This window comes from Candidatus Palauibacter irciniicola, from assembly GCF_965208695.1.
GTDB lineage: Bacteria > Gemmatimonadota > Gemmatimonadetes > Palauibacterales > Palauibacteraceae > Palauibacter > Palauibacter irciniicola.
Genome location: NZ_OZ242352.1, coordinates 639,061 through 664,654 on the forward strand (window position 1 = coordinate 639,061; position 25,594 = coordinate 664,654).

Genomic DNA, 25,594 nt, shown 5'->3' on the forward strand with positions numbered 1-25,594 from the left:
CGCATGAGCCGGGCGGGCGGGACGTGGGTCGGGGCGCGGGTGCCGCGCAACGAGGACGCGCGGCTGCTGACCGGCCGCGCGCAGTTCGTCGAGGATGTGGAGCCGCCGGGCGCGCTGCACGCCGCCTTCGTGCGCAGCGACCTGCCGGCCGGGCGGCTGCGCGGGCTGGACGTGGAGCGGGCCCGCGCGCACCCCGGGGTCCACGCCGTCTTCACGGCCGCAGACCTCGGCCCGCTCCTTCGTCCCGGCGCCGTGCTCGTGCCGCCGCCGCCGCTCGAGGGGCTCGTGTTCCACGCGCGCACGGCGCTCCCGCTCGTCCGCGAGCGCATCCGGCATCAGGGCGAGGCGCTGGCGATGATCGTCGCGGACAGCCGCTACGTGGCCGAGGATGCGGCCCAGCTCGTGGAGGCCGACATCGAACCGCTCGACCCCGTCGTGGATCTCGGGCGGGCGCTCGATGAGGATGCGCCGCGGATCCACGACGACCTCCCGTCGAACCTCGCGGCGTACGTCCGGCAGGCGAAGGGGGACTACGCCGCCGCCCGCGCGCGCGCCGACCTCGTCCTGGAGCGCCGCTTCTCCTACGACCGGGGGATCGGGGGCGCGATCGAGAACCGGGCCGTGGTGGCGGAGTGGGATGCGCGGGCCGACCGGTTGCAGGTGTGGGACACGACGCAGGCCCCCATCCCCGTGCGCAACGTCGTGGCCGCGGCGCTCGGCCTGTCGGAGTCGCAGGTGCGGTTCATCGCCCCCTTCGTGGGCGGCGGCTTCGGCCCGAAGATCATGTTCTACGCGGAGGAGATCCTCGTCCCCTGGGCCTCGATCCGGCTCGGGCGGCCCGTGAAGTGGGTCGAGGACCGGTACGAGAACTTCTTCGCCACCACCCAGGAGCGCGGGCAACTGCACGAGGCGGAGATCTCGGTCACGCGCGAGGGCCGGATCCTGGGCGTGCGGGACATCTTCATCCACGACTCCGGGGCGTACGACCCCTACGGCCTCACGATCCCCATCAACACGCAGTGCACGCTGCTCGGGCCCTACCGGGTGCCGAACTATGAGAGCGAGTTCCGGGTCGCCTTCACGAACAAGCCGATCGTCACCCCCGTGCGCGGAGCCGGCCGGCAGCACGGCGTGTTCATCATGGAGCGCCTGCTCGACCTCGCGGCCCGCGGCCTCGGCCTCGATCCGGTCGAGATCCGCCGCCGCAACGTGATCGACTCGGACGAGTTCCCGTACAACCACGAGATCATGTACCAGGACTTCGCCCCGCTCCGGTACGACAGCGGGAGTTACGAGGAGTCGCTGGAGGAGGCCGTCCGTCTCGTCGGCCACGAGACGTTCCCGCGGGAACGCGAGCGGGCGCAGCCCGACGGACGTGTGGTCGGCGTCGGCGTCGTCAACTACGTGGAGGGGACGGGAATCGGGCCCTACGAGGGGGCGCGGATCACGGTCGAGCCGGGCGGCACGGTCCGGCTCGCCACCGGGGTGGGCACCCAGGGCCAGGGGCACTTCACCTCCTTCGCGCAGATCGTGGCCGACGCCATCGGGGTGCAGCCGTCCGACGTACGGGTGGTGACGGGCGACACGAGCGACTTCCACTGGGGGACGGGCACCTTCGCGAGCCGCGGGGCGGTCGTGGCCGGCAACGCGATCCACGCCGCCGCGCAGTCCGTGCGGGAGAAGATCCTGCGCCACGCCGCGAAGGCGCTCGAGGTCGACCCCGAGGACCTCGAACTCGCCGATGGCGCCGCTCGCGTGCGGGGCGCCCCCGACCTTTCCGTCGACCTCGGCGCGCTCGCGCTGAGCGCCAACCCGCTGCGCGGAGCCGTGGAACCGGGGACCGAGCCGGGGCTGGAGGCGACCTCGTACTTCGGCCCGCCGTACGGGACGACCGCGAACGGGACGCACGCCGTCGTCGTCGCGGTGGATCCCGAGACGGCGATGGTCGAGATCCTGCGCTACATCGTCGTGCACGACTGCGGGACGGTGATCAACCCGACGATCGTGGAAGGCCAGATCCACGGCGGCGTCGCGGCGGGGATCGGAAACGCCTTCTACGAGGAACTCGTGTTCGACGAGTTCGGCGGGACGAGCAACGCCTCGTTCATGGACTACCTGCTCCCGACCTCGACGGACGTGCCTCCGATCGAGACGGCCCACCTCGAGACGCCGTCGACGCTGAATCCGCTGGGAACGAAGGGGGTGGGGGAGGGCGGCGCGATCCCGGTGGCGGCCGCCTTCGCGCAGGCCGTCGAGGACGCGCTGGCCGACATCGCCCCTGGACTGGAGATCCTCGACATCCCCCTGAGCCCCGGCCGCCTGTTCGAACTCCTGCGGGGGGCGTCGTGAAGCCGCCGCCCTTCGAGTACGTGGCGGCGGCCGGCCTGGACGAAGCGCTGGAGGCGCTCGCGGAACCGTCCCTCGAGACGCGAGCGCTCGCGGGCGGACAGAGCCTCGTCCCGATGCTCAACTTCCGTCTCGCGGCGCCGGAACGTCTCGTGGACCTGAACGGGATCGAGGAGTTGGCGCGGGTCGAGGAGACGGAGAGCGGCGGGCTGCGTCTCGGCGCCATGGTCCGGCATCTCCGATTGGAGCGCGACCCGCTCATCGCTCGGCGGGCCCCGCTCCTCGCGGAGGCGGCGCCCTTCATCGCGCACCCACAGATCCGCTCGCGGGGCACGGTCGGAGGCTCGGTGGCGCACGCGGATCCGGCCGCGGAACTGCCGGCCGTCCTCCTCACGCTCGGGGCGCGGGTCCGGATCGCCCGCCGCTCGCGGGGAGGGGAGCCCGGCTCCAGGGTGGAGCGGACCCTGGATCTGGAGGATTTCTTCCTCGGCCCCTTCTTCTCCGCGCTCGAACCCGATGAACTGCTCACGGCCATCGAGGTGCCCCCGTCCGCCCCGGGGGAGGGGACGGCCTTCGACGAGGTGGCCCGGCGCCGGGGCGACTACGCCCTCGCCGGCGTGGCGGCGCGGGTGCGGCTGGATTCCCGAGGGGTTTGCGACGAAGCCGCCATCTCGCTCGTGAACGGGGGGTCCACGCCCTGCCTGATGAGAGAGGCCGCGCGGACGCTCGTCGGCGCGGAGCCGACGCCGGAAGCGGTCGAAGCCGCCGCGGCGGCCTGCGCGGAGACCTGCGAACCCGCCGCCGACATGCACGCGAACGAGGCGTATCGCCGGCACCTGGTCCGCACGCTGACCGCCCGGGTGGTGTCGCGCGCGGCGGGTCGCGCCCGGACTTGACCGGCCCCGCCCTCTTCCATCCATCCCCGGCGTGGTCGGATCGCGTCGCCGTGCTCGCGGGCGGCGCGTCCCGCACGTACGGCGAACTCGAGGCGCGGTCGCGGCGGCTGGCGCGACATCTGCTTGCCGGGGCCGGCGCCGCCGATCTGAACGGGGCGCGCGTCGGGTTCCTCATGGAGCCGGGATTCGAGTACGTCGTCACCCAGTGGGCGATCTGGCGCGCCGGCGGGATCGCCGTCCCCCTCTGTCCGGACCACCCCGCGCCCGAGATCGAATACGTGATCGACGACGCCGACTGCGCCGCGCTCATCGGGGCCGGCGCGACGGGACGCCGCATCGAGGACCCCGCGCGGGAGCGCGGCATCCCGTTCCACGACGGTTCCGACGCCGGCGCGGGCGCTTCCGCGTCCGACGGGCCCGACCCGGACTCGCTGCCATCGATCGGCGCGGACCGACCCGCGATGATCCTCTACACCAGCGGCACGACCGGACGCCCCAAGGGCGTCGTGACCACGCACGGCCAGATCGAGGCGCACATCCGTTCACTGCTCGACGCGTGGAGGTGGGAGCGCGACGACCGCATCCTCCACGTCCTCCCCCTCCACCACACGCACGGCGTCGTCAACGCGCTCTGCTGTCCGCTCTATGCCGGGGCCGCGGTGGAGTTCGGCGGGTCGTTCGATCCGGCGGCCGCCTGGGAGCGACTCGCCTCGGGCGAGATCAGCGTGTTCATGGCCGTGCCGACGATCTACGCGAAGCTGCTGCGCGCCTGGGACGCCGCGGGGAGCTCCACCCGCCGGCGATGGTCGCGGGGCGTAGGCGCCCTCCGGCTGATGGTGTCGGGTTCGGCGGCCCTCCCCGTGCGCGCGTTCGAGCGCTGGGAGGAGATCACCGGGTACCGTCTGCTCGAGCGCTACGGCATGACGGAGATCGGCATGGGGCTCTCGAATCCGTACGGCGGCGAGCGGCGGCCGGGCACCGTGGGCCAGCCGCTGCCCGGCGTCGGCCTGCGTCTCGTGCGCCCGGCCACGGGGCGCGTGCTCGCGGAGGGCATGGAGGTCTTCGCGCCGGGAGAATCGGGCGAGATCCGGATCCGCGGCCCCATGGTGTTCTCCGAGTACTGGCGGCGTCCGGAGGAGACGGCGGCCGCCTTCGTCGACGGGTGGTTCCTGACCGGAGACGAGGCGGTCCTCGAGGACGGCTACTACCGTCTTCTGGGGCGCCGCTCCGTCGACATCCTCAAGAGCGGCGGCTACAAGATCTCGGCGGTCGAGATCGAGGAACTGCTGCGCACGCACCCGGCCGTGCGGGACTGCGCGGTCGTCGGAATCCCGGACGAGGACTGGGGCGAGCGGATCGCCGCCGCGCTTGTGCCGGAGCCGGGAGAAGGGCCGCCGGGCGAGACGCTGCCCGAACGGCTGGATCCGTGGGTCCGGGAGCGGCTCGCGCGCTACAAGGTGCCGCGCGCCTGGCTCTGCGTCGCGGACCTGCCGCGGAACGCGATGGGCAAGGTGCAGAAGCCCGCCGTGCAGGCGCTCTTCGACGCCCCGGCCCCGCCGTCGTGACCCCCGCAGCCCGCGGCATTGCGTTCCCGGACTCGATGCGGGAGCGTACGGCCGTTGGTTCTTGCCGCTTCAACATCGAACCGAGTGGAGCCGATCGCTCATGAAACTCTACGATCTCTCGCAGCCCCTCAATCAGGACTGCTTCTTCTGGCCGTACTATCCCCCGTTCGAGGTCAAGTACATCAAGCGCAAGGTCGAGCACGGGGTGAACGCGCAGTACATCCAGACGTCGAACCACATGGGCACCCACCTCGATGCGCCGCGCCACTTCGTGACCAACGGGATGACGATCGACGAGATCCCCCTGGAGTGGCTGTACGGCGACGGCGTCATCGTCGACCTGCGCGACGAGATGAGCGACCTCGCCGCGTACACGCCCGAGATGATCGAATCGCGGGTCGAGATCCGCGATGGAGACCTCCTGATCCTGCACACGGGGTGGGAGCGCTTCGCGCAGTTCGGCGCCGAAGCGAACGAGGAGCGCTACGTCCATACGCACCCCGGCGCGCACCCGGACATGGTGCAGTGGCTCATCGACCGGAAGATCAAGGTCTGGGGCGTGGACGTGATCTCTACGGATCATCCCATGAACCTCCCCATCGGGAGATTCCTCGGGAAGGGCACCTTCGGACACTGCGACCGCGTGCGGGCGATGGCGGAAAAGGTGTTCGGCGGGGCCGAGGCCGTGGAGGAGCTGTTTCCCGAGGAGCACTATCAGCTCACGCACAATGCGCTCTTTCCGCACAACTGCATGCACATAGAGAACCTCGGCGGACGGATCGCCGCCCCGGAACTGCAGAACCGGCGGCTCACCATCGGCTGCTTCCCGTGGAAGTTCAAGGGAGGAGAAGCCGCTTTCTGCCGCGTGGTGGCGTTCCTCGAGGAATAGTCGGAAATGGAGGGTCGGGCGGACATGAGCGCCCGCGGAAGTCTTCAGACGGAGAGGTGTAACATGACGATCGCCAACCGTGCGCGGACGAACGCATTGCCGCTGCTGTCGCTCCTTCTGGCGTTCGGTTTCCTGTCGCGGGCCGCGACCCCGCTGGAGGCTCAGAGCTTCTCCTGGGAGGGACTGCTCGACTACATGGAGCAGATCCGCCACGACAACGACCTTCCCGGGCTGTCCGTCGCCGTGGCGGTGGACGGGGAGATCGTCTTCTCCGAAGGCGTGGGCGTCGCCGAACTGGACAATCGCACACCGGCCACGGGCCGGACCGTCCACAACGTGGGATCGGTGTCGAAGGTGCTGGCCGTGGTGGGTCTCATGCAGCTCGTCGAGCAGGGGAAGGTGGATCTCGACGCGACGCTCCAGACGTACATGCCCTGGTATCCGGAGCGGGAGTTCCCGATCACGGTGCGCCACATCCTCACCCACACCTCCGGCATCCGGCACTACAACGGCGTCGAGTTCGGCCCCCACGGCCTGCTCGCGCTCCGGCACTACGACACCTTCGAGGAGGCGACGGAGCTGTGGCGCGACGACCCCCTCGCGTACGACACGGACTCCGGGTGGATGTACTCCTCGCACGCGCACAACCTCCAGCACGGGATCGTCGAGGCGGCGTCCGGTATGGACTACGAGGAATACCTCAAGCGCTACGTGTGGGAGCCGGCGGGGATGTTCGCCACCCAGTTCGACGTCCCGTCGCGGGTCGTGCAGAACCGCGGCCGCGGCTACGTCCGGGGCGAGTCCGGCCGCTTCATCAACGCCCCGCCGGAGGACCCGAGCTACAAGTACGCCGGCGGCGGCATCGTCTCGAACGTGGAAGACCTCGTCCGCTTCGCGATCGCGATCAACGACGGACGCCTGCTCGCGCCGGAGACAGTGGCCGAGATGCACCGGCCGCAACTCGAGCCGGGGATTCGGCAGATCGATCCTTCGTCGCCGGACGGACTCGGCGATCCGATCGCGCACGAGCAGGCGCTGGCGTGGTTCATCCGAACGGATCCGAAGGGACGTCGCTATCCGAGCCACACGGGCACGGTGAAGGGGACGCGGTCCTTCCTCGCGAACTTCGACGACTACGGCGTGGTCGTCGCGCTCCAGACGAACGCGCTCCCCTTCGATTCCGCCCGGTACGGGGAGGCGATCGCCCAGATGTTCCTGCCGTAGCAGCCCGTGACCGGGGAGATTCGCCTGCCGTGACGGAACGCCGCGATCCGGCGCTGCTCCCGGCGCGGGAACAGGCCCGACGCATCCGCGCGGGTGCGCTGAGCGCGGCCGACCTGCTCCGCGCCTGCCTGACTCGGGTCGCACGCCACAACGAGACGCTGAACGCGATCGTGACCCCGAATCCCGCGGCCGAGGCGGAGGCGGCCGCGGTCGACGCGGCCCTCGCGGACGGCACGGATCCGGGGCCCCTCGCGGGGCTCGTCGTCGGCATCAAGGACGTGACCGAGACGGCGGACCTCCGTACGACGTACGGCTCGCCGCTGTTCGCGGACCACGTGCCCGAGGAGGATGCGCTTGTCGTGCGCCGCCTGCGCGAGGCGGGCGCCGTGATCCTCGGAAAGACGAATACGCCGGAGTTCGCGGCGGGTGGAAACACCTGGAACGAAGTGTTCGGCGTGACGCGGAATCCGTGGAATCCCGCCCTCAGCGCGGGGGGATCCACGGGAGGCGGAGCCGTCGCTCTCGCGACGGGAATGATCTCGCTCGCGCAGGGCACCGACCTCGGCGGCTCGCTGCGGATCCCGGCCTCGTTCTGCGGCATCGCAGGGCTTCGCCCCACGCCGGGGCTCGTCCCGACGGTGCCGGCGGCCTACCTGTGGGATGACCTGCAGTCGACCGGCCTGATGGCACGGGACCCCGAAGACGTCGCCTTCGGGCTCCGCGCGATCTCGGGACCCGATCCGGCCTCGCCGGTCTGCGCTCCCGAGCCGCCCTGGCCGGAACCCGGCACCGCCGATCTCGCCGGAGGCCGCTGGGCGTATTGCGGTGACATCGCGCGCATCGGAATCGACAGTGGCGTGGAGGCGGCATGCCGCGAGGCGCTGGCGTCGCTTCGCTCGGCAGGCGCGCAGGTCGACGAGGTGGACCTCGACCTCTCCTGGGCGTGGGACGCGTTTCTCGCCCTCCGCGGGCACTGGTTCGTGTCCCATTTCGAGGCGGAGCTCCACCGGGTCGACGCCTTCGGGCCCAACGTGTCGGCGAACCTCCGTTCGGGACTGGCGCTGACCCCGGCCGAGATCGGGGGGGCCGAAAACGTGCGCCGCCGGGTGAGGGAAGAGCTTCTCGCCCTCCTCGACCGGTACGACGTGCTGCTCACGCCGTGCATGGCGATCCCGCCCTTCCCGGCGGAGCAGAACTATCCGGAGACGGTCGGAGGGCGGCCGATGGCGACGTACGTGGACTGGATCGCGCCGACCTTCCTGCTCTCGATGCCCGGTCTGCCCATCGCTTGCGTCCCGGCGGGTCTGGATTCGGCGGGGCTGCCGGTCGGGCTGCAGGTCGTCGGCCCCCCGCGCGGCGAGGGGCGGGCGCTGGCGATCGGATCCGCCATCGGCAGGGCACGGCCCATCGGCCTGCCGCCAATGATCGCCGACGACTGAAGCGGGCGGCATGACGTTCCCGCGGGAACGTTTCACGCTAGATTCCACCGTCGCGGCGGCCGCCGACCGTTACCCCAACCCCCCGAGAGCCGATCATGCTGATGTCAAACGACCGCGCCGTTTCGGAGTTGTCCGGCGAGGGACTCGACGCCTGCGTCCGTTTCCTTCAGCGCCTCATCCGCACGCAGTCGATGCCCGGCGAAGAAGGCGAACTGGCGATGCTCGTCGCCGCCGAGATGCGCGCGCTCGGCTACGACGAGGTCGAGCATGACGCGGCGGGCAACGTCATCGGTCTCCTCCGGGGAACCGGCGACGCCCCTTCGGTGATGTTCAACACCCACCTCGACCATGTGGACGCCGGAGATCCGGCCGACTGGCCCCACGACCCCTACGGCGGCGAGATACACGACGGCCTGCTGTGGGGGCGGGGCGCGATCGACATCAAGGGCCCGCTGGCGGCGCAGGTGCACGGCATCGCCCGCCTCATCGCCGCCGGGCAGCGCCCTCCCGGCGACGTCTATGTGACGAGCACGGTCCAGGAGGAGGTCGGAGGACTCGGCGCCCGCTACATGGCGGACACGCTGCGGCCCGACCTGGTCCTGATCGGCGAGCCCAGCCGGAACGAGGTCCGCCGGGGGCACCGCGGGCGGATCGAACTCCGCGTTCAGGTGCGGGGGAAGATGGCTCACGCCTCGATGACCGACCTCGGCCGCAACCCGCTGACCGTGCTCGGCCGGTTCCTCGCGGCACTGGATGACGTGGACCTCGCGCACGATCCCGATCTGGGCACCTGCTCGATCGCCCCGACGCTCATCGGGACGGACCAGACCAGCGGCAACGTCATCCCCGGCCTGGCGGAAGTCACGCTCGACTGCCGCACCGTGACCGGGCAGGACGCGGCCTCGCTGCGGGAGCAACTCCTGCCGGTATTGCGCGCGTGCGAGATCGAGGGATCGAGCAGCGACATCCTGATCCCGCAGCACGAGCGTTCGAGCTATGCGGGATACGAGATGACGTATCCGGCCGACAACCCCGCGCTCTCGCTACCCGCCGACCACGACGCGGTCCGGACGGCGGTCGAGGTTCTGGCCGGCCCGCTCGGGGCCGAGCCGCCGGTCGACATATGGGACTTCGCGACCGATGGCGGACACTTCGGGCTCGCGGGCATGACCGTGGTCGGCTTCGGGCCCGGAGACGACCGGCTGGCTCACACCGTCAACGAGCATATCGTGATCGACGAACTGGCGACGGGCATCCGCGGCAACGCGGCCCTCGCGTTCCGCTGGCCGGCCCAGTACGCAAGTGCGGCCTGATGCGCCGCCGAAAAATCCAGGCGCCCACGATTTGTGACCCGCGGTCCGCCGAGGGCGTCTGGTATCCGGGCACACGCGAGTCAACCAGGAGGAGGTCTGGAATGAAGCGGCGGACAGTTGCGGGTGCGGCGTTGGGTCTGCGGACTCTCATGGCTTCGGCGGCGTTCCTGGCGCTTCACGGCGTGTCGGGCGCCGGAGCGTTGGCGGCTCAGGAGTCGCATGCGTGTGAGGATCGCGCCGGGCTCCGCGTCGAGGTGCTGGACGCGACGGGAATGGTGCGGGTGAGCGGAGCCGACGTGCGGATTCGCTGGGTCGATGTGGTCCGTAGTCCGGTGCGCGAGGGCGCCGGCGATGACGGCCGCCTGACGTTCTGCGCTCCGAAGGATGCCACGAAGGCGACGGTGTGGGCGGAGACCCGGGACGGGTCGAGCGAGCAGGCGTTCGTCGCGCTGATCCCCGGCGAGACGAGCGCGGTCGAACTCCGGATTCTGGGGGAGGACCATCCGGGGCGCCTCGAAGGGCGGGTGTTCGACGCCGTAACGAACGACCCGATCACGACCGCTGCCGTGACCGTGGCCGGTCGCCGGGCCGCCGTCGAGACCGACCGCTGGGGACGGTACATCCTCACGGGCATCCCCGCGGGAGCAAAGGAATTCCAGGTCCGCCGCATGGGGTACGAACCCCTCGACTACGTCGTCGCGGTCAAAGCGGGACTCACCACGCAGGTGGACATCGGCCTCGTGCCGGACCCCGTCGAGATGGAGCCTCTCGTGGCGACGACGGTCCGATCGGACAGGCTTGAGAGCAAGGGGTTCTACGAGCGGCAGTTTTGGGGCGAGATGCTCGGTGTCGGCGAATTCCTCACGCCGGAATACCTGGAGCGCTGGCGTCCGATCCGCATGAGCCAGCTGCTCGAGCAGCACACGATGCTGCGTCCGCGACTCGTAAGCGCGGGCCGGACGCGCGGGCCCCTCGGTGAATGCCTCCAGGTGTATCTCGACAACATCAACGTGGGGAATCTCGACGACGGGTACGGGAGCAATTTCGCGCTCAACTCGGTCGTGCTGCCCAGTGAACTCGCTGGCGTCGAGGTGTACCGGGCCTCCACGTCACTCCCGGACGGCCTGATGCGATTCGGCGTCGGGCGGTGCGCCCTCGTCCTGATCTGGACGCGGTAGCTGCCGGAGCGAACCGTCAGCGGTCCGCGGCGAACACCCTGCTCGCCACGGACCGCTAACGGTCCACGAATTCGGCGACGTGTGCGGGGGCGAGGCGCGCGGTATGGCGGGAGACCGCGATCATGACGATCACGTTTCCGACCATGCCGTAGATGCCGGGGTGGACGCCGGCGGTCGCGGCGGCTGAGACGAGATCCAGCCGCAGGGCCAGATCGAGGAAGAACGCAATGCCGCCGCCCGCCACGAGACCCCACAGCGCCCCCGCGCGCGTGACTCCCCGCCACAGGAAGGTCACGACCGTCAGCGGGAAGAGTTGCGCGATGAACCCGTAGCTGAGGAGCAGCAGTTCCACGAGGCTGAGTCCGGGGATCAGCGCGAGCCCGTAGCTGGCGGCGCCCACGAGGATCACCATGAGGCGGATCCAGCGCCGCTGCGCCGCGTCGTCGAGCGCCCCCGGCCGCAGGTTCCCCCAGAAGTCGCGGACCGCCACGGATCCCGCCGCGTGCAGGAGCGCGTCCCCCGTGGACATCGAGGCCGCGAGCGCACCGGCGCAGAAGAGCCCCACGATGACCGGCGGCAAGCCGATCAGCGCCGACGTCACGATCGTGGGCAGGATGGCGTCCGCCGGCTCGACGCCGGGGAAGGCGAGCACGCCGGAAAAGCCGATGAAGAGGATGGGGACGAGGAAGAGCGCGAAGGTCGGATAGTAGACGACCGTCCGCTTGAGCGTGTCCACGTCGCGGGCCGTGTAGATCTTCATGAAATAGTGCGGCCACACGCTGAACCCGAAGGCGGAGATGGCAACGGAACTCGAGTAGGCGCCCCAGCTCCACGGCTGCCCGTCCGCCCCGAGTCCCGGACCCCGCAGCATGTCCGGGAGCCCCGCCGCGATTGCGTCGAACATGGGACCCACGCCGCCGTGCAGCTTCGCCGGCAGGTAGAGGCCGAGCCCCCACGCGAGCACCATCATGAACATCCCCTGGAAGGTGTTCGTCCAGCCCACCCCCAGGACGCCGCTCCGGAAGACGTAGACGAGGACGACCCCGTACGCGATCGCGGACCCGGCCCACTGCGGAACGCGCCCCTCCGTCACCACGTTGAAGACGTATCCCGCCCCCTTCATCTGGATCACCAGGTAGGGGACGAAGGCGAAGACGGAGAGGACCGCGAGGATGGCCGGGATCGCGCGGCTGTCGAAGCGGTGCGCGAAGAGTTCGGCCTGCGTGACGTAGCCGAAGCGCCGGCCGAGAGCGGCGACGCGCGGGCCGAAGAAATACCAGGGGACGAGCCCGACGGAGGCGTAGGCGAGGATGTAGAAGGCCGCCGCCCCGCGCGAATAGGACCAGCCGGGCCCGCCCAGGAAGGCGAACGCGCTGAACACCGACGCCCCCATGATGAAGTAGAGGACGAGGAAGTTCAGCGAGCGGTCGCCCGCGACGTAACCCTCCGTGCTGTCCGAGGCGTGGCGGCCGGAGGCGAGCCCGATCGCGAGCGAGGCGAGCAGGTATCCGATCGTGACGAGGAAGACGATCAGCCAGGCGGGCATCAGCCGCTCGAGCCGTTCGGATCGCGGTCGACGGTCTCCCGCTTCCGTTCCCACAGGTAGTACCCGAAGAGAACGAAGAAGGAGAAAAGGAGCCCGACGACGACGTAGAAGAGCGAGAACGGCATCGCGAGTACGCGAGGCTCGATGGTGGCGAACCGCGGATATATGGGCCACACGAGAGCGGCGAAGAGCAGCACGTAGAAGACCGCGACGGCGATGGCGACGGGGTTGCGGTCGGGAGGCGTGGCGCGGCGTGGTTCGTCCATCGCCGCAAAAGGCCGGCTGCGCCGGACCCGGTCAAGACTGGCCGAACGGTTGAACGGCGGGCTCGATCGAACGATCTTGCCGCATGTTCCGCATGAAGCGAAGCCCCGTGCGGCCTGCCGCCACCTCCGGCCTGCTCGTCGTCTGCCACGCGCTGGCGTTTTCGGCGTGCGGCCCGGGGGAGGCTGCATCCGGCGCCGCCGAAACCCCCGGCGCTGGCGAAACGGCGCAGTCCGCCGCAGGCGCCGCGGCTGGAGGCGCCGATCTCTCCACCGGGACGCACGTCGTGCTGCTGGGGACGGGGACGCCCAATCCCGAGCCGGAGGCGTCGGGCCCCGCCACCGCGGTACTCGTCGACGGGCGGGCCTACATCGTGGACGCCGGCGTGGGTCTCGTACGACGCGCGGCGGAGGCGGCCGACCGCTACGGAGCCGAGGGCCTCACGGCGGCGCGGCTGGACATCGCCTTCCTCACTCATCTGCACAGCGATCACACGATCGGGTTGCCGGACCTGATCCACACGCCGTGGGTGGCCGAGCGCGAGGCGCCGCTGAAGCTGTTCGGCCCCGGCGGGACGGCGGCGATGGCCGCGCACCTGACGGCCGCGTGGGAGGCGGACATCGAGAATCGGCTCGGCGGTGCGCAGCCGTCGACGCCGGACGGGTGGCGTGTGGAGGCGGTCGAAATCGGCCCGGGGGTCATCTATGAGGACGACCGCGTCCGCGTGACCGCCTTCGCCGTGTCCCACACGGGGTGGCCGGAGGCATACGGCTTTCGGTTCGACGGCGGGGGGCGCTCGGTGGTCCTCTCCGGCGACACCGCTCCGACGGAGGCGATCGTCGAAATGTGCGCGGGGTGCGATGTGCTGGTGCACGAGGTGTACTCCGCCACGACGTTCCGTGACCGTCCGCCGGAATGGCAGTCGTATCACGCCCAGGCCCACACGTCGACCGTCGAACTGGCGAGTCTCGCCGTGCGGGCGCGCCCGGGGATCCTCGTCCTGCATCACCAGTTGGGCTGGGGAGCGACACCTGAGGAGATGGTCGCGGAGATTCGCGCCGCCGGCTACGACGGACCGCTCGCATACGGCCGGGATCTGGACGTGTACTGAAATGGGTCCGGGTCGGAACATCCGGACCCACGCCTCCCGCGCGACGCTTGCCTCGGCGCTCGCCCTCAGCGCGCTTCCGGTGCCGGCGCTCGCGACTCCCGCGGCCCAATCCCGCGCGCCGCCCGCACCTCCCGATGCCGCCTCGGCGATGAAGATGGCGCGCGACGCGCAGCGCGCATTCGAGCACGTCCGGCGCCGCAACTTCCCGCGGGGCCCGCTGGTCAATCCCAGGTGCGGCGAAGGGATCGGACGCTTCTGCCTCGTCGAGGGGTGGGACGACGACGATTGGGAGCCGGTCCCGGAGGACCCGGAGGTCGTGGAGGAGCGGCACGTCCTGATCGCGGTCCTCGACAGCGCCGCCCGGATCATCCCCGGCGACGAGTGGCTCACGGGGCAGCGCGTCGCCTACCGACTGGAGGCCGGGCGCGGGGAGGAGGCGCTCACGCTGCTGGAAGCCTGCCGGGCGGAGCGTGCGTGGTGCGCCGGGCTCACCGGATTCGTGCTCCAGGAGAGCGGCCGCTATGCGGAGGCCGAGGAGGCCTTCGAGCGCGCGCTCGGCCGGATGACCGACGAAGAACGCTGCGGCTGGACCGAACTCGGGCCCGTACTCGACGGCCGGACGCGCGGCCGCTACGAGCGATTCGGCTGCGGAAGCCCGCCGCGGCGCGCCGTGGAGCGCTCGTTCTGGCACCTCTCCGACCCGCTGTGGCTCGTGCCCGGAATGGAGCGGCGCTCGGAACACCTCGCCCGCCGCGTCCGCGCGGCGCTCCAGGCCGACGCCGCGAGCCCGTGGGGGATGCGGTGGGGCGACGATCTCACCGAGATCACGCTGCGCTTCGGCTGGCCCGCCGGCTGGGAGCGGGCGCGCCGCCGCTTCGTCGGCTCGCGCACGGACGAAATCGTGTGGTCGCACCGCCTTCCGGGAGCGCAGAGGTTCACCGTGTTGCAACTCGGGCCCGCGGAAGACGAGCCGCTGTGGGCCCTGGATGAGCCGGAGGGCCGCACGAGCTGGGCGCCGGCCTTCGGAGAAGTCGCGGACCTGCCTCACCAGGTGGCCGGCTTTCGGCGGGAAGGGCGCCGATTCGTCGTGGCCGCGTTCATATGGCCGGACTCCCTGCCGTCCTGCGATCTGGAGAGCGGTCTCTTCCTCGCCGACGCCCACGGCGTGACGGCCTCGCGGACCGGGCGGGGCGGCGGGCCGCTGGCGGTCGCGGAGGCCCGCGGGTTCGTCCCGGCCACCCTCGTCGGCGTCGAAGCGCGCTGCGCGAAGGGACCCGGCGCCGCACGCGCGCGGGTGCCCCTCGCCGCCGGCCATCCGCAGCTGTCCGACATCCTGTTGCTGGACGCCGGCGGCGACTCTCCCGCGACGCTCTCGGAGGCGCTTGCCCGCGCGCGAGGCGACCGCTCGGCCCGGGCGGGCGAGACCCTGGCCGTCTACTGGGAGTGGTACGGCTCCCCCGCCCCCGCCAGCGCGCTCCGGGTGACGATCTCGCTGGCGCGGGAGGGGAAGGGGTTCTGGCGCAGGGCACTCGAATGGAGCGGCCTCGCCAGCGACGGCACGGAACAGGCGGGCATCCGCTGGCTGGAGCCGGCGACGAGTCCCGCTGCCGAGGGCCGCACCGTGGAACTCCGTCTTCCCATGCTCGACGAGGGGCGGTATCGCCTTACGCTCCAAGTCGTTTCCCCGACACACGGCGCGGCCGAGTCCAGCGCCGAAATCGAAATCAAGGAGTAGACCCGTGATGCATGCCAGGAACTTCCCGTCCGCCCCCCGCGGCTTCGTTCCCGCCGTCGTCGCCGTCCTCGCCGCCACCGTGTCGGTCTCCGCGTGTGGTGAGGCCGGTGAACCGGCGGAACCCGATGCCGAAGCCGCCACCACCGGGCGCACGCCCCAGTTCGAGAACGAGTACGTGCAGGTATGGAAGAGCGTGATCGTTCCGAACCAGCCGCTCGAGATGCACCGCCACGACAACCCCCGCGCCATCATCGCGCTCAAGGGGGGGACGCTCACCGTCGTCAGCGACGCCGGGGAACGGCGCGACATGACGTGGGAGACGGGGCGGGCCTATTGGCTGGAGGCCGATCCTCCGGGAGAACTCCACGGAGATGTGAACCAGGGGTCCGAACCCGTCGAGGTCATCGTCGTGCAGTTGAAGGGCGTCGGCGGCGCGCCGGACACGCCGTGACGGGCCTGCCCCCAACGTGCATATTCCGCTCCCGCGCGACGACCGAATCGACTCGCAGCCGACACCGGAGGCCCCCATGAACCACCGCGCCCAACTCCCGCGACGCCTCGGCCCCGTCCTGGCCCTTGCCCTCGCCGCAGCCGCGGGTTGCCAGCGGGACGGTTCATCTCCGGCGGCTTCGACGGCCGCGCTCGAGCCCGACCAGGTTCTCGCCGATTCGCTCATCGGCGCCTGGGTCGAGGCCGCGGGCGGCATGGAAGCCTGGCACGACATCGAGTCGGCCCGCTACACGATCACCACCGTGTGGTACGACTCCGTCGGAGAAATCCGCCGCATGCGCCCGCGCCGCGTGGAATACCGCAAGGTGGACGGCGTCGAGCAGACCCGGATCGAGCGCCCCGAGGCCGAGGGCCTCTACGTCCAGACCTTCACGGGTTCCGAAATGTGGGCCACGCTCAACGAGCGCCTTCTGGAGCCGGGAATCCGGGCCTGGGACGAGTCCGAATACGTCGGGCGGGATGTGGTCTACTGGTTCGGGCTCCCGTACAAGCTCTTCGACCCCGGCGTGAACCGGCGGGCCGGACCCCGGGACGAAGGGGGATACGAGGTGCGCATCACCTTCGGCGATGGCGTCGGCCTCCAGTCCGGCGACCGCTACTTCTACTACTTCCTCGATGACGATCCCTGGCCCGAGCAGGTCCACTACATCTCGCAGGGGCGGGGAGAAGAGAGCCGCGCCCGCATGTACTGGGACGGTTACCGGACGGTCGGCGACTTCACCTACGTCATCTCGCGGCTCTACCGGGACACGGAGATGAACCCGACCCGCGAACTCCGCCATGATGACGTCGAACTGAACCCGGTGCTGTCGGATTCCATCTTCCGCCGGCCGAGTTCGTGAAACCCGGTCCCGCGGACCCGAGCCGGGCGGTCGAGGACTACCTGAAGGCCGTCTACAAGCTCCAGCAGGCGGGCGACCCGGTGTCCACGACGGCGCTGGCCGAGGAACTGGACCGGTCCGCGGCGTCCGTCACGAACATGGTCAAGAGCCTGGCGGCGCAGGGGCTTCTCCGGCACACGCCCTACCGGGGGGTGCTCCTCACGGCCCCCGGAGAGGCGGCGGCACTGCGGATCATCCGCAGGCACCGGGTGATCGAACTGTATCTGATCGAGAGACTCGGCTTCTCGTGGGAGGACGTGCACGCCGAGGCCGAGCGCCTCGAGCACGCCGCCTCGGAAGCGCTCATCGACCGCATGGCGCAGGCGCTCGGGGAACCGTCGATCGACCCCCACGGCAGTCCGATCCCGACGCGGGACGGCGAACTCGCGCACACGGAGTGGATCCCCCTCGCGGAGTTGAAGAGAGGGCGCGGCGTCGTGCGCGAGGTCTCCGACCAGAGTCCGCGGACGCTGCGGGAACTCGCCGCGCTCGGGCTCGTCCCGGGCACGCGCATACGGTGTCTGGGCGAGCAGGCGGATGGCGTCGCCCGCCTCGAAGTGGACGACCGTTCCTTCGACGTCGAGCCCGTCCTCGCGCGCGCCGTCTTCGTCGAACGCGAGTCCTAGCAGCCCGGGTATCGCCAACTAGTCCAGCAGCGCGGGGAGGACCGTGCCCGCCTCGCCGCGCAGCGCCGCCGCGGCGACCTCCGTGAGCGCGGTTCGCCGCACGTTGACCTCCACGATGAGCCCGCCGGCCTCGCGCGTCGCGAGCGGAAGCGCGGCGGCGGGGTAGACGACGGCGCTCGTCCCGACGACGAGACACAGATCGGCCCGCTCCGCCAGCCGGCGCGCGCGGTCCAGCAGGTCCGGGTCGAGCATCTCGCCGAAGAGGACGACGTCCGGTCGCCGGAGACCCCCGCAGGCGGAACACCGGGGGAGCGTCTCGCCGAGCGGCTCGGCGGGCCAGCGCGCCGCGCAGGACTCACACCGGTCGCGCCCGACGGCACCGTGAAGTTCGAGCGGCAGCGCCGCCTCCGCGGGATCCTCGCCCGCCTCTTCGAGCGCGGCGCGCGTGTGGAGGCCATCGACGTTCTGGGTCACGAGTCCGGCCTCCCCGCGCCGCAGGAAGAAGCGCGCCAGCGCCCGGTGCCCCTCGTTGGGCCGACAGTCGGCGAGCGCCGAGCGCCGCCAGGCGTACCACTCGAGCACGGTCCGCGGATCGCGCGCGAGCGCTTCGGGCGTGGCGAGTTCCTCCGGCCGGTAGCTCTTCCACAGCCCGCCGGCGTCGCGGAACGTCGGCACTCCCGACTCGGCCGAAATCCCGGCCCCCGTCAGCGCGACCACGTGCCGGGCTTCCCGCACGAGTCGACGCGCCTGTCGCCATTGACCCTGTTCCATCGTCTCCCGATCTTGTGACCCCGACCTCAACCCGGGCCCGCATGCCGCGCCCGAGCCCGCAGCGCCGCCCCGAAGGACGACGAACCGGATAACGGACGATGAACGCGTGAGCATGAGAATCAAGGCCGAGGGAGACGTGTGGCGGGCGGAACTCGCCGAGGAGAATGGAGAGCGCGTCGTCGTGTTCTTCTGCCAGAGCACGGACCAGCGCCCCTACCGGGTGGTTCGCCTGGACCCGGACCGGACCGGCGGGAGTGAAACGGCCGAGGAGATACCGGAGGAGGAACTCCGGCACCTGTTCGAAGCCTCGCGTTCGATGGGAATCCCCCGCGACTATCCGACCTACAGTCGGTGAACGCCGCCATCGCCGGCCGGACGGTCCCCGGGCCCGGGACAGGCCCGTGCGTCGACCTGCACATGCACTCGACCGCCAGCGATGGAACGGTCGAGCCGGCCGACGTGGCCCGGGCCGTGGCGGAGGCCGGCCTCGACGGGTTCTCGCTGACGGACCATGACACGACGCGGGGACTCGCCGAGGCCGAGACCGCGGCCCGGGCACTCGGTCTCCGTTTCCTGCCGGGGGCGGAGTTGTCGGCGAACGAACCCGGCCGGTCCGTGCACCTTCTCGCATACGGGTTCGACGTGGCCGATCCCGACCTGCAGGCCTTCCTCTCCCGCTACCGCGAGGACCGGCTGCGGCGCGCGCGCGAGATCGTCGAACGACTGCAGGCCGCGGGCGCCCGCGTGACCTGGGAGGACGTGGAACGCCAGGCGGGCACCGCGGCTCCGACCCGGGCCCACGTCGGCCGGGCGGTCGTGGCCTGTGGCGCGGCCGCCGACATCAACGAGGCGTTCCGGCGTTACCTGTCGCGCGGACGTCCCGCATTCGTCGGCAAGGAACCGACGCCGCCGAAGGTCGTATTCGATTGCGTGCACGCGGCGGGCGGTGTCGTCTGCCTGGCCCACCCGGGCAGGACGCTCGGCGAGGATGATGTCCGCCGCTGGGCGCGGGAGGGACTGGATGGCGTCGAGGTCGTCCACCCCGCGAATCCGCCGGCCGTGCAGAGCCGCATGAACGCCCTGGCGGGCGAACTCGGCCTGCTTCGCTGCGGCGGTTCGGACTGGCACGGACCCGACGCCGGCCGCAGGGGGGTTCCCGGGTGGGCGCATGTGCCCATGCGGTGGCTGGAGGAGATCGGCCGGCGGTCGTGCCGAAAGGCGAATCGGCAGCCCGCCTGAGAGGCTGAGGCCGGGCTGTGTTAGGTAGAAGTGACGGAGTCGGTTATCTTGAAGGGGATGCACAGCGCCGGGAATCCGACGCGCTGAGTACCGAAGCGATGCAGGCAAGGGCGGTATGAGCGAAATAGCAGAGGCCACGCGGTCGGCCGAACCCATCGTCACGCTGACGCCCGAGGCGGCCGACAAGGTCCGGGAGTTCCAGGCCGGCACGGAAGTCGAGTCCGTGCTGAGGGTGAGCGTGATTCCGGGCGGGTGCTCCGGTTTCGAATACGGGCTGGACATGGATACCTCGGTGCGCGAGGACGATTTCACCTTCGAGTCCGAGGGGGTGCCCGTGGTCATCGATCCGTTCAGCGCACAGTACCTGGCCGGGCTTTCCATCGGATACCACAGTTCGTTTCAGGGCACGGGGTTCACGTTCGAGAATCCGAACGCGACCGGGAGCTGCGGCTGCGGGACCTCTTTCGCCGTCTAGCACCCGACGCTCGCCGGCCGTGGCCCTGGAGCCGTCGCGCGGAAGCCCGGCTGAGCGGATGAACGGCGCGATGCCGTTTCGCGTCGGACTGACCGGGACCGTGGCCGCCGGCAAGAGCACGCTGGCGCGCAACCTGGCGGAACGGGGCGCCACCGTGATCGACTCCGACGACCTCGCGCGCGAAGTCGTGCGTCCGGGATCCCCGGCATTCGCCCGCATCCGCGAGACGTTCGGGAGCGGGGTCATCGGCCCGGACGGGGCCATCGACCGAGCCGCGCTCCGCGAGGCGGCCTTCGCCGACGAACAGGCCCGCGAACGCCTCGAAGCGATCTCTCACGCCGGAATCCGTGAACTCCGGGCCCGCCGCATCGCCGAGGCGTCGGCGGCCGGCAGCCGCGTGGTCGTCGAGGAAATCCCCCTCCTGTTCGAGGTCGGCCTGGAAGACGACTACGACATGATCGTCGTCGTGGATGCGCCACGAGAGGTGCGCGAGGCGCGGGCGCTGGGGTCCCGTGGCTGGACCGCGGAGGACTTCGCCGCCATCGATGCGGCGCAACTTGCGGCCGCGGAAAAACGGCGTCGCGCCGACCGCGTGCTCGACAACCGCGGCGGTCCCGAAGAACTGGACATCGCCGCGCGCGGGCTGTGGCGGGAGATCCTGCGGGCGGCCGGCGAGGGCGGGACGTGACCGCGTCGCCGATGTCGCCCGCTCGTGCGAAGGCGCTCGAGGCCATCCGGCGCCGACTGCGCGACGCCTCGTCCGTCGTGCTCACGACCCACGTGAACCCCGATGGCGACGGCGTCGGCAGCATGGTTGCGCTGGCATCCAGGCTGCTGCGGCACGGGGCCGAGGCCACGATCGTCACCCCGAGCCGGCCGCCGGCCTCGCTGCGATTCCTCCTCAGGGACATCCCGGCGCTCGTCGAGGAGGATCCGGCAGCCGCGGACCCGCTGAACGGGGCCGACACGATCGCCATCCTCGACACGGCCGAGCCGAAGCGTCTCGGCGGCCTGCCCCGGCATGCGGAGCGGACGGGCGGCGTCCTGATCGACCATCATCCGCCCGTGGGGTCGCCGCTCGTGCAACCGGCGATCCGCGATCCCTCCGCCTGCGCGACGGGCGAACTCGTATATGACCTGCTCTCCCTCGACGAGGAGGGGCTCACGCGCGCGGAAGCGGAAGCCCTCTATGCGGCGATTTCGACGGATACGGGCTCGTTCCGTTTCTCGAATACCTCCCCCCGCGCGCACGCGATCGCGAGCGAGCTGCTGGAGACGGGAGTGGATACGGGTGCGCTGTTCCGCGAGCTGTACGGCGTGTACAGCCGGGGGCGGCTGGCCCTCATGCGGCTGGCCCTCGAGCGTCTTGAGGTCGATCCTCGCACCCCCATCGCCTGGATCGCGCTGGACCGGCGGGCCCTCTCGAGGACGGGGGCACGAAGCGAGGACATGGAAGGTCTGGTCGAGTTCCCGCGCCGGCTCGCGGGAATGGAGGTCGGACTCCTCTTCCGCGGCCTCGCCCGCGACCGAACGAAGGTGTCGCTGCGTTCGAACGGGGAGGTGGATGTGTCCGGCGTCGCGCAACTCCTGGGCGGCGGCGGACACGCGAAGGCTTCCGGCGTCCTCGTGGAACTCGATCTGGACGAGGCCGTGCGCGTCGTGCTCGATGCGTTGCGCCCGCTCGTGGAGGCGGCCGTCGTCTCGAAGACGGACCGGTAGCGCCGACCGGCCGGGCGCGTGGACGCGCGCTTTCCGATTGCTTCCGTCCGGCCGTTCGGCGTATGTTGTGGAGGTGCCGTGCGTTCGGGGCCGCCTGTAACGGGGCCCGGGGTGGGGATTCGGCGGGGAGGGTGCGATGGACGCGAAAGTCACGAAGGACATGCCGCACGCAGGGAACGGGGTCATGGAAGATCCGGGTTCTCGCGCGGCACGGCTCGGCGACCTCAGTCGGCGCATCCCTCCGCCCCGCATCGCGGACGTGTGGCTCTTCCCGCCGCTCCCTCAGGTCGAGGAGTCCTCCGAGTTCTTCCTCTTCACGAGCATCCTCGAGGACGGTGGGCGCGCGCTCTACAGCGCCCGCATGGTGCCGGCCAACGGCACGCCCTCCCACCAGGTCGTGGTGGAGCACGGGCGGGCGCCGGCGAACCGCGTGCCCGGCCTGGTGGCCGGACTCCAGCGGCGACTCGGACAGCCCGCGGCCGTCCGTCACATACCGATCGAAGGTGACGGCGCGCGCTGGGAGGCGCTCCTGGAACAGTCGCGGGAGGCGGATGCCTCCGTTGATCCCGCCGGACAGCCTCGTTAGCTTCGGCGAACGCGAGGATCGGCCGCGAAGGCCGAACGATGGCCCGTTCCTGACAGTGTGATGGTCAAGTGAGTCCTCCCGAAGCTCCACGCCCCGGCGTGTCCCGAGAAGAGTTGCGTCGCGCCCTGGAGGCCGGGGGACACCGTTTTACGACCCAGCGCGCGGCCGTGTACCGCGTGCTGTCCGGCACGTCCTCGCACCCGACGGCGGACGACGTCTTCACCTCCGTGCGCGAGCAGATTCCCGACATCAGTCTCGCCACGGTCTACAAGGCGCTCGAGGCGTTCGTGACCTGCGGCGTCGCGCGCAAGCTCTCGCTCGGCGTGGGTCCGGCGCGCTACGACGGCCGAACCGATGATCACGAGCATATCCGCTGTCTCTCCTGCGGCCGCGTGCAGGACGTCGAGGGCCTGCGGCCGCTGGACTGGATGGAAGGCCTGGCCGAAATGACGCCGTTCAACGTCGTCGGCTACCGGCTCGAGCTGGAGGGCTACTGCCCCGACTGCCTGCACTGAACGAGGCCGATCTGCCCCGCGGTCTCGCGGAGCACGCCTGGACGGATCGCCGCAACTTCCTCGATCTCCCGCCTGAACTGTGCCGCTGGGACGCGGCGGGCGCCGTCATCCTCCCCATCCCCTACGAAGCGACGACAAGCTGGGGGACGGGCACGCGCGAAGGTCCGGCCGCGATCATCGAGGCGTCGCGCTACATCGAGTGGTATGACGAGGAACTGGACCGCGAGCCGTACGAAGTCGGCGTGTGCACGCTCCCGTCCATCGACCTCGGCACGGTCGGCCCGGAGCCCGCGATCGCGAGGCTGCGGGCCCTGTACGACGACCTGCTCGAAGCCGCCGGGGACCGGTTCATCATCGGACTGGGCGGGGAACATTCGATTTCCAGCGCCCCGGCCTGCGCGTGGGCGGACCGGCTCGGCGGCGACCTCACGATTCTCCAGTTCGACGCGCACACCGACCTCAGGGATCGCCACCACGACTCTCCGTGGAATCACGCCTGCGTCATGCGCCGCGTACTCGAGCACGGGCCGGACGGGGGGAACCGGGGGAATGCGGCGGACATCGTGGCGGTCGGGATCCGCGCGCTCACGCGGGAGGAGCGCGACGTCATCCGCGACCACCGGATCGAGGTCGTCTTCGCGCACGAGATGCGCCGGCCGGGGTGGATCGAGCGGGCGGCGGAGGCGCTGGGGGAGAACGTCTACATCACGTTCGACGTGGACTTCTTCGATCCGTCGCTGATGCCGGCCACCGGTACGCCGGAGCCCGGGGGCGGAAGCTGGTGGGACGCGCTGGACCTGCTCTCCCGGGTCTTCGGCGAGCGCAACGTCGTGGGCGCGGACATCGTGGAACTCGCCCCGCGGCAGGGCGAGGAGGCGTCGGCCTTCACGGCGGCGAAGCTCGCCTACAAGATGATCGGGTTCTGGTCGGAGTACCGGTAGCCGGGGCCCGCCGCGGCGGTCAGGCGCTTGCGACGCGCCGCCGCTCGATGCGCTCGAGTTCCTCGGCCACGAGCTGCCGGCGAAGCAGGCGGGCGTAGACGCCGTCGGCCGCGATCAGATCCTCGTGCCTGCCGCGCTCCGCGAGGCGGCCGTCCTCCAGGACCAGGATCATGTCCGCCGTGCGCACCGCCGACACGCGGTGGGACACGATGATGGAAGTGCGCCCGGACATGTATTCCCGCAGCGCCTCCAGGATCGCGGTTTCCGTCTCCGAATCCACGGCCGACAGGGCGTCGTCCAGGATGAGCACCGGCGCGTCCCGGTGGACCGCCCGGGCCAGCGTGGCCCTCTGTTTCTGTCCGCCCGAGAGGTTGATGCCGCGTTCGCCCAGGCGCGTGTCGATCCCGTCGGGAAGGATGGCCAGCGTCTTCTCCAGTTGCGACACGGCGAGCGCGCTGCGGAGTTCGTCCGAGACCGGCTCCCCCGCATCCCTCGCTCCGTGCAGGAGTTCGATGTTCGTCCTCAGCCGCATGCTGAACAGGAACGGCTCCTGCGGCACGAAGGCCATCGAGTCGCGCAGCGAACCCAGGTCCAGTTCCCGGACATCCACGCCATCCAGGCGAACCGTCCCCTCGGTCACGTCGTAGAGACGGGGGATAAGCGCGGCCAGCGTGGATTTTCCGCTCGCGGTCGCGCCGACGATGGCGACCGTCTGCCCGGGTTCGATACGGAAGGAGATGTCCCGCAGCACATCGCGCTCCGTCCCCGGATAGCGGAAGGAAACGTCGTCGAACTCGAGCGCGCCCCGCACGGACCCGAGCGAGACCGGCGACTCCGGGTCGCGGACATCGGGAACGATGTCGAACAGTTCGTTGAGGCGGCCCATCGAGGCGGCGCCGCGCTGGAAGAGGTTCGTGACCCAGCCGAGGGCGATCATCGGCCACATCAGCATCGTGAGGTAGAAGGAGAAGGCGACGAAATCGCCGAGGGTGATCGCGCCGCGGATGACCTGTCCGCCTCCGAACCACAGGACGACGACCGCGCCGACGCCGGCGAAGAACATCAGCGACGGGTGGAACAGCCCCCACACGCGGGCGAGGGAGAGGTTGCGCGACCTGTAGTCCCGGTTGAGGGTCTCGAAACGCCGGGCCTGGGCCTCCTCGCGCACGTACGCCTTCACGATGCGGGTCCCGGCCAGGTTCTCCTGGGCGAAGTTGGAGATCTCCGAGAACTGGGCCTGGATTTTCTCGAAGCGCTCGTGAATCTGCCGGCCGAAGACGAACACGATCGGGGGGAGGACGACCATCGGGATCATCGCCCACAGCGTGAGCATGGGGTCGATCCAGATCATGAGCCCGAGCGCCAGCGCCGCGACGGTGGCGGTGTTCACCGCATACATGATCGCGGGTCCGGCGACCATGCGGACCGCCTGCACGTCGTTCGTCGCGCGGCTCACGAGATCGCCCGTCCGCCAGGCGTCGAAGAACTGCGGCGGGAGCCTGAGGAGGTGCGCGAAGAGGGCGCCCCGGATATCAGTCTCCATGCGGCGGCTGAGCCCGTTGAGAAGCTTGCGCATCCAGAATCTCGTCGCGCCGGCCACGACGGAAATCGCCGTGAGCACGAGGGCGTAGCGCAGGATGAGGTCGGCGCGGAGTTCCCTCTCCAGTGCGTCGACCGCCATCTTGAGCACCCACGGGCCCGCGACCGTGAACAGGTTGCTCAGGATCACGAGCGTGAGCCCGGCCGCGATTCCCACGCGGTACGGGCGGAAGTAGGGTAGCAGGGCTCTGAGCGATCTCAAGATGTCTCCGAGTGGAGCCGCCGG

General features: G+C 70.7%; 25 protein-coding genes. 21 read left to right on the forward strand and 4 right to left on the reverse strand.

Annotation, left to right across the window (positions count from 1 at the left end; all coding sequences use genetic code 11):
* Window positions 1–3 precede the first annotated feature (3 nt).
* The 8 genes from ACOGI9_RS02595 (at window position 4) to ACOGI9_RS02630 (ending at window position 10,850) form a co-directional block, all read left to right on the forward strand.
* Window positions 4–2,349: a molybdopterin cofactor-binding domain-containing protein gene (locus ACOGI9_RS02595; RefSeq protein WP_419858347.1), complete on the forward strand. Its 2,346-nt coding sequence runs from the start codon at window positions 4–6 to the stop codon at window positions 2,347–2,349.
* Window positions 2,346–3,242, forward strand: coding sequence for an FAD binding domain-containing protein (locus ACOGI9_RS02600; RefSeq protein WP_419858348.1), 897 nt, complete (start codon window positions 2,346–2,348; stop codon window positions 3,240–3,242). The genes ACOGI9_RS02595 and ACOGI9_RS02600 overlap by 4 nt, the downstream gene beginning before the upstream one ends.
* A complete protein-coding gene (locus ACOGI9_RS02605) occupies window positions 3,239–4,807 on the forward strand; it encodes an AMP-binding protein (protein WP_419858349.1) in 1,569 nt (522 codons plus the stop codon). The genes ACOGI9_RS02600 and ACOGI9_RS02605 overlap by 4 nt, the downstream gene beginning before the upstream one ends.
* 100 nt (window positions 4,808–4,907) lie before the next feature.
* Window positions 4,908–5,696, forward strand: coding sequence for a cyclase family protein (locus ACOGI9_RS02610; RefSeq protein ID WP_419858350.1), 789 nt, complete (start codon window positions 4,908–4,910; stop codon window positions 5,694–5,696).
* A gap of 63 nt (window positions 5,697–5,759) precedes the next feature.
* Entirely contained in the window at window positions 5,760–6,920 is a 1,161-nt protein-coding gene (locus ACOGI9_RS02615) for a serine hydrolase domain-containing protein (protein ID WP_419858351.1), read from the forward strand.
* Window positions 6,921–6,949: 29 nt separating this feature from the next.
* Window positions 6,950–8,359, forward strand: a complete 1,410-nt coding sequence (locus tag ACOGI9_RS02620) for an amidase (protein ID WP_419858352.1) — start codon at window positions 6,950–6,952, stop codon at window positions 8,357–8,359.
* 95 nt (window positions 8,360–8,454) lie between these two features.
* Window positions 8,455–9,672 carry a M20 family metallopeptidase gene (locus ACOGI9_RS02625; RefSeq protein WP_419858353.1) on the forward strand — a complete coding sequence of 406 codons (1,218 nt, stop codon included), beginning with the start codon at window positions 8,455–8,457 and terminating at the stop codon, window positions 9,670–9,672.
* 101 nt (window positions 9,673–9,773) lie between these two features.
* Entirely contained in the window at window positions 9,774–10,850 is a 1,077-nt protein-coding gene (locus tag ACOGI9_RS02630) for a carboxypeptidase regulatory-like domain-containing protein (RefSeq protein WP_419858354.1), read from the forward strand.
* 55 nt (window positions 10,851–10,905) lie between these two features.
* Here the strand turns inward: ACOGI9_RS02630 and ACOGI9_RS02635 are convergent, their stop codons facing one another.
* Together ACOGI9_RS02635 and ACOGI9_RS02640 are read right to left on the reverse strand one after the other, a co-directional pair.
* A complete protein-coding gene (locus tag ACOGI9_RS02635) occupies window positions 10,906–12,396 on the reverse strand; it encodes a sodium:solute symporter family protein (protein WP_419858355.1) in 1,491 nt (496 codons plus the stop codon).
* The gene (locus tag ACOGI9_RS02640) at window positions 12,396–12,662 is read right to left on the reverse strand and encodes a hypothetical protein (protein WP_419858356.1); all 267 of its coding nucleotides are present in this window, start codon (window positions 12,660–12,662) and stop codon (window positions 12,396–12,398) included. The genes ACOGI9_RS02635 and ACOGI9_RS02640 overlap by 1 nt, the downstream gene beginning before the upstream one ends.
* A 92-nt stretch (window positions 12,663–12,754) precedes the next feature.
* Here ACOGI9_RS02640 and ACOGI9_RS02645 point away from each other — a divergent pair, with 92 nt between their 5' ends.
* The 5 genes from ACOGI9_RS02645 (at window position 12,755) to ACOGI9_RS02665 (ending at window position 17,523) form a co-directional block, all read left to right on the forward strand.
* Entirely contained in the window at window positions 12,755–13,771 is a 1,017-nt protein-coding gene (locus ACOGI9_RS02645; protein ID WP_419858357.1) for an MBL fold metallo-hydrolase, read from the forward strand.
* A 148-nt stretch (window positions 13,772–13,919) separates the two neighbouring features.
* Window positions 13,920–15,506, forward strand: coding sequence for a hypothetical protein (locus ACOGI9_RS02650; RefSeq protein ID WP_419858358.1), 1,587 nt, complete (start codon window positions 13,920–13,922; stop codon window positions 15,504–15,506).
* Between the two features lie 4 nt (window positions 15,507–15,510).
* Window positions 15,511–15,957 (forward strand): hypothetical protein, encoded by a 447-nt coding sequence (locus ACOGI9_RS02655; protein ID WP_419858359.1) that lies wholly within the window; start codon window positions 15,511–15,513, stop codon window positions 15,955–15,957.
* A 76-nt stretch (window positions 15,958–16,033) separates the two neighbouring features.
* Window positions 16,034–16,858, forward strand: a complete 825-nt coding sequence (locus tag ACOGI9_RS02660) for a hypothetical protein (RefSeq protein WP_419858360.1) — start codon at window positions 16,034–16,036, stop codon at window positions 16,856–16,858.
* Window positions 16,855–17,523, forward strand: coding sequence for a metal-dependent transcriptional regulator (locus ACOGI9_RS02665; RefSeq protein WP_419858361.1), 669 nt, complete (start codon window positions 16,855–16,857; stop codon window positions 17,521–17,523). Before ACOGI9_RS02660 ends, ACOGI9_RS02665 begins: the two co-directional genes overlap by 4 nt.
* 18 nt (window positions 17,524–17,541) lie before the next feature.
* Here the strand turns inward: ACOGI9_RS02665 and ACOGI9_RS02670 are convergent, their stop codons facing one another.
* On the reverse strand, window positions 17,542–18,294 hold the full coding sequence (locus tag ACOGI9_RS02670; protein WP_419858362.1) for an SIR2 family NAD-dependent protein deacylase: 753 nt from the start codon (window positions 18,292–18,294) through the stop codon (window positions 17,542–17,544).
* 106 nt (window positions 18,295–18,400) lie between these two features.
* Between ACOGI9_RS02670 and ACOGI9_RS02675 the strand changes: the two genes are divergently transcribed.
* From ACOGI9_RS02675 to speB, 8 genes are all read left to right on the forward strand, one after another.
* Window positions 18,401–18,649 carry a hypothetical protein gene (locus ACOGI9_RS02675; protein WP_419858363.1) on the forward strand — a complete coding sequence of 83 codons (249 nt, stop codon included), beginning with the start codon at window positions 18,401–18,403 and terminating at the stop codon, window positions 18,647–18,649.
* A gap of 62 nt (window positions 18,650–18,711) precedes the next feature.
* Window positions 18,712–19,533, forward strand: coding sequence for a PHP domain-containing protein (locus ACOGI9_RS02680; protein WP_419858364.1), 822 nt, complete (start codon window positions 18,712–18,714; stop codon window positions 19,531–19,533).
* Window positions 19,534–19,648: 115 nt separating this feature from the next.
* Entirely contained in the window at window positions 19,649–20,008 is a 360-nt protein-coding gene (locus ACOGI9_RS02685) for a HesB/IscA family protein (RefSeq protein WP_419858365.1), read from the forward strand.
* A gap of 58 nt (window positions 20,009–20,066) precedes the next feature.
* Complete coding sequence (gene coaE, locus ACOGI9_RS02690; protein WP_419858366.1) at window positions 20,067–20,696, forward strand: dephospho-CoA kinase; 630 nt, start codon at window positions 20,067–20,069, stop codon at window positions 20,694–20,696.
* Window positions 20,693–21,727, forward strand: coding sequence for a DHH family phosphoesterase (locus ACOGI9_RS02695; RefSeq protein ID WP_419858367.1), 1,035 nt, complete (start codon window positions 20,693–20,695; stop codon window positions 21,725–21,727). The genes coaE and ACOGI9_RS02695 overlap by 4 nt, the downstream gene beginning before the upstream one ends.
* A gap of 136 nt (window positions 21,728–21,863) precedes the next feature.
* A complete protein-coding gene (locus ACOGI9_RS02700; RefSeq protein ID WP_419858368.1) occupies window positions 21,864–22,313 on the forward strand; it encodes a hypothetical protein in 450 nt (149 codons plus the stop codon).
* Between the two features lie 113 nt (window positions 22,314–22,426).
* Window positions 22,427–22,828: a Fur family transcriptional regulator gene (locus ACOGI9_RS02705; RefSeq protein ID WP_419858369.1), complete on the forward strand. Its 402-nt coding sequence runs from the start codon at window positions 22,427–22,429 to the stop codon at window positions 22,826–22,828.
* A gap of 77 nt (window positions 22,829–22,905) precedes the next feature.
* Window positions 22,906–23,769, forward strand: coding sequence for an agmatinase (gene speB, locus ACOGI9_RS02710; RefSeq protein WP_419859225.1), 864 nt, complete (start codon window positions 22,906–22,908; stop codon window positions 23,767–23,769).
* Between the two features lie 19 nt (window positions 23,770–23,788).
* On the opposite strand, the gene ACOGI9_RS02715 is transcribed toward speB, so the two are convergent.
* Entirely contained in the window at window positions 23,789–25,570 is a 1,782-nt protein-coding gene (locus ACOGI9_RS02715) for an ABC transporter ATP-binding protein (RefSeq protein ID WP_419858370.1), read from the reverse strand.
* Window positions 25,571–25,594: the final 24 nt, after the last annotated feature.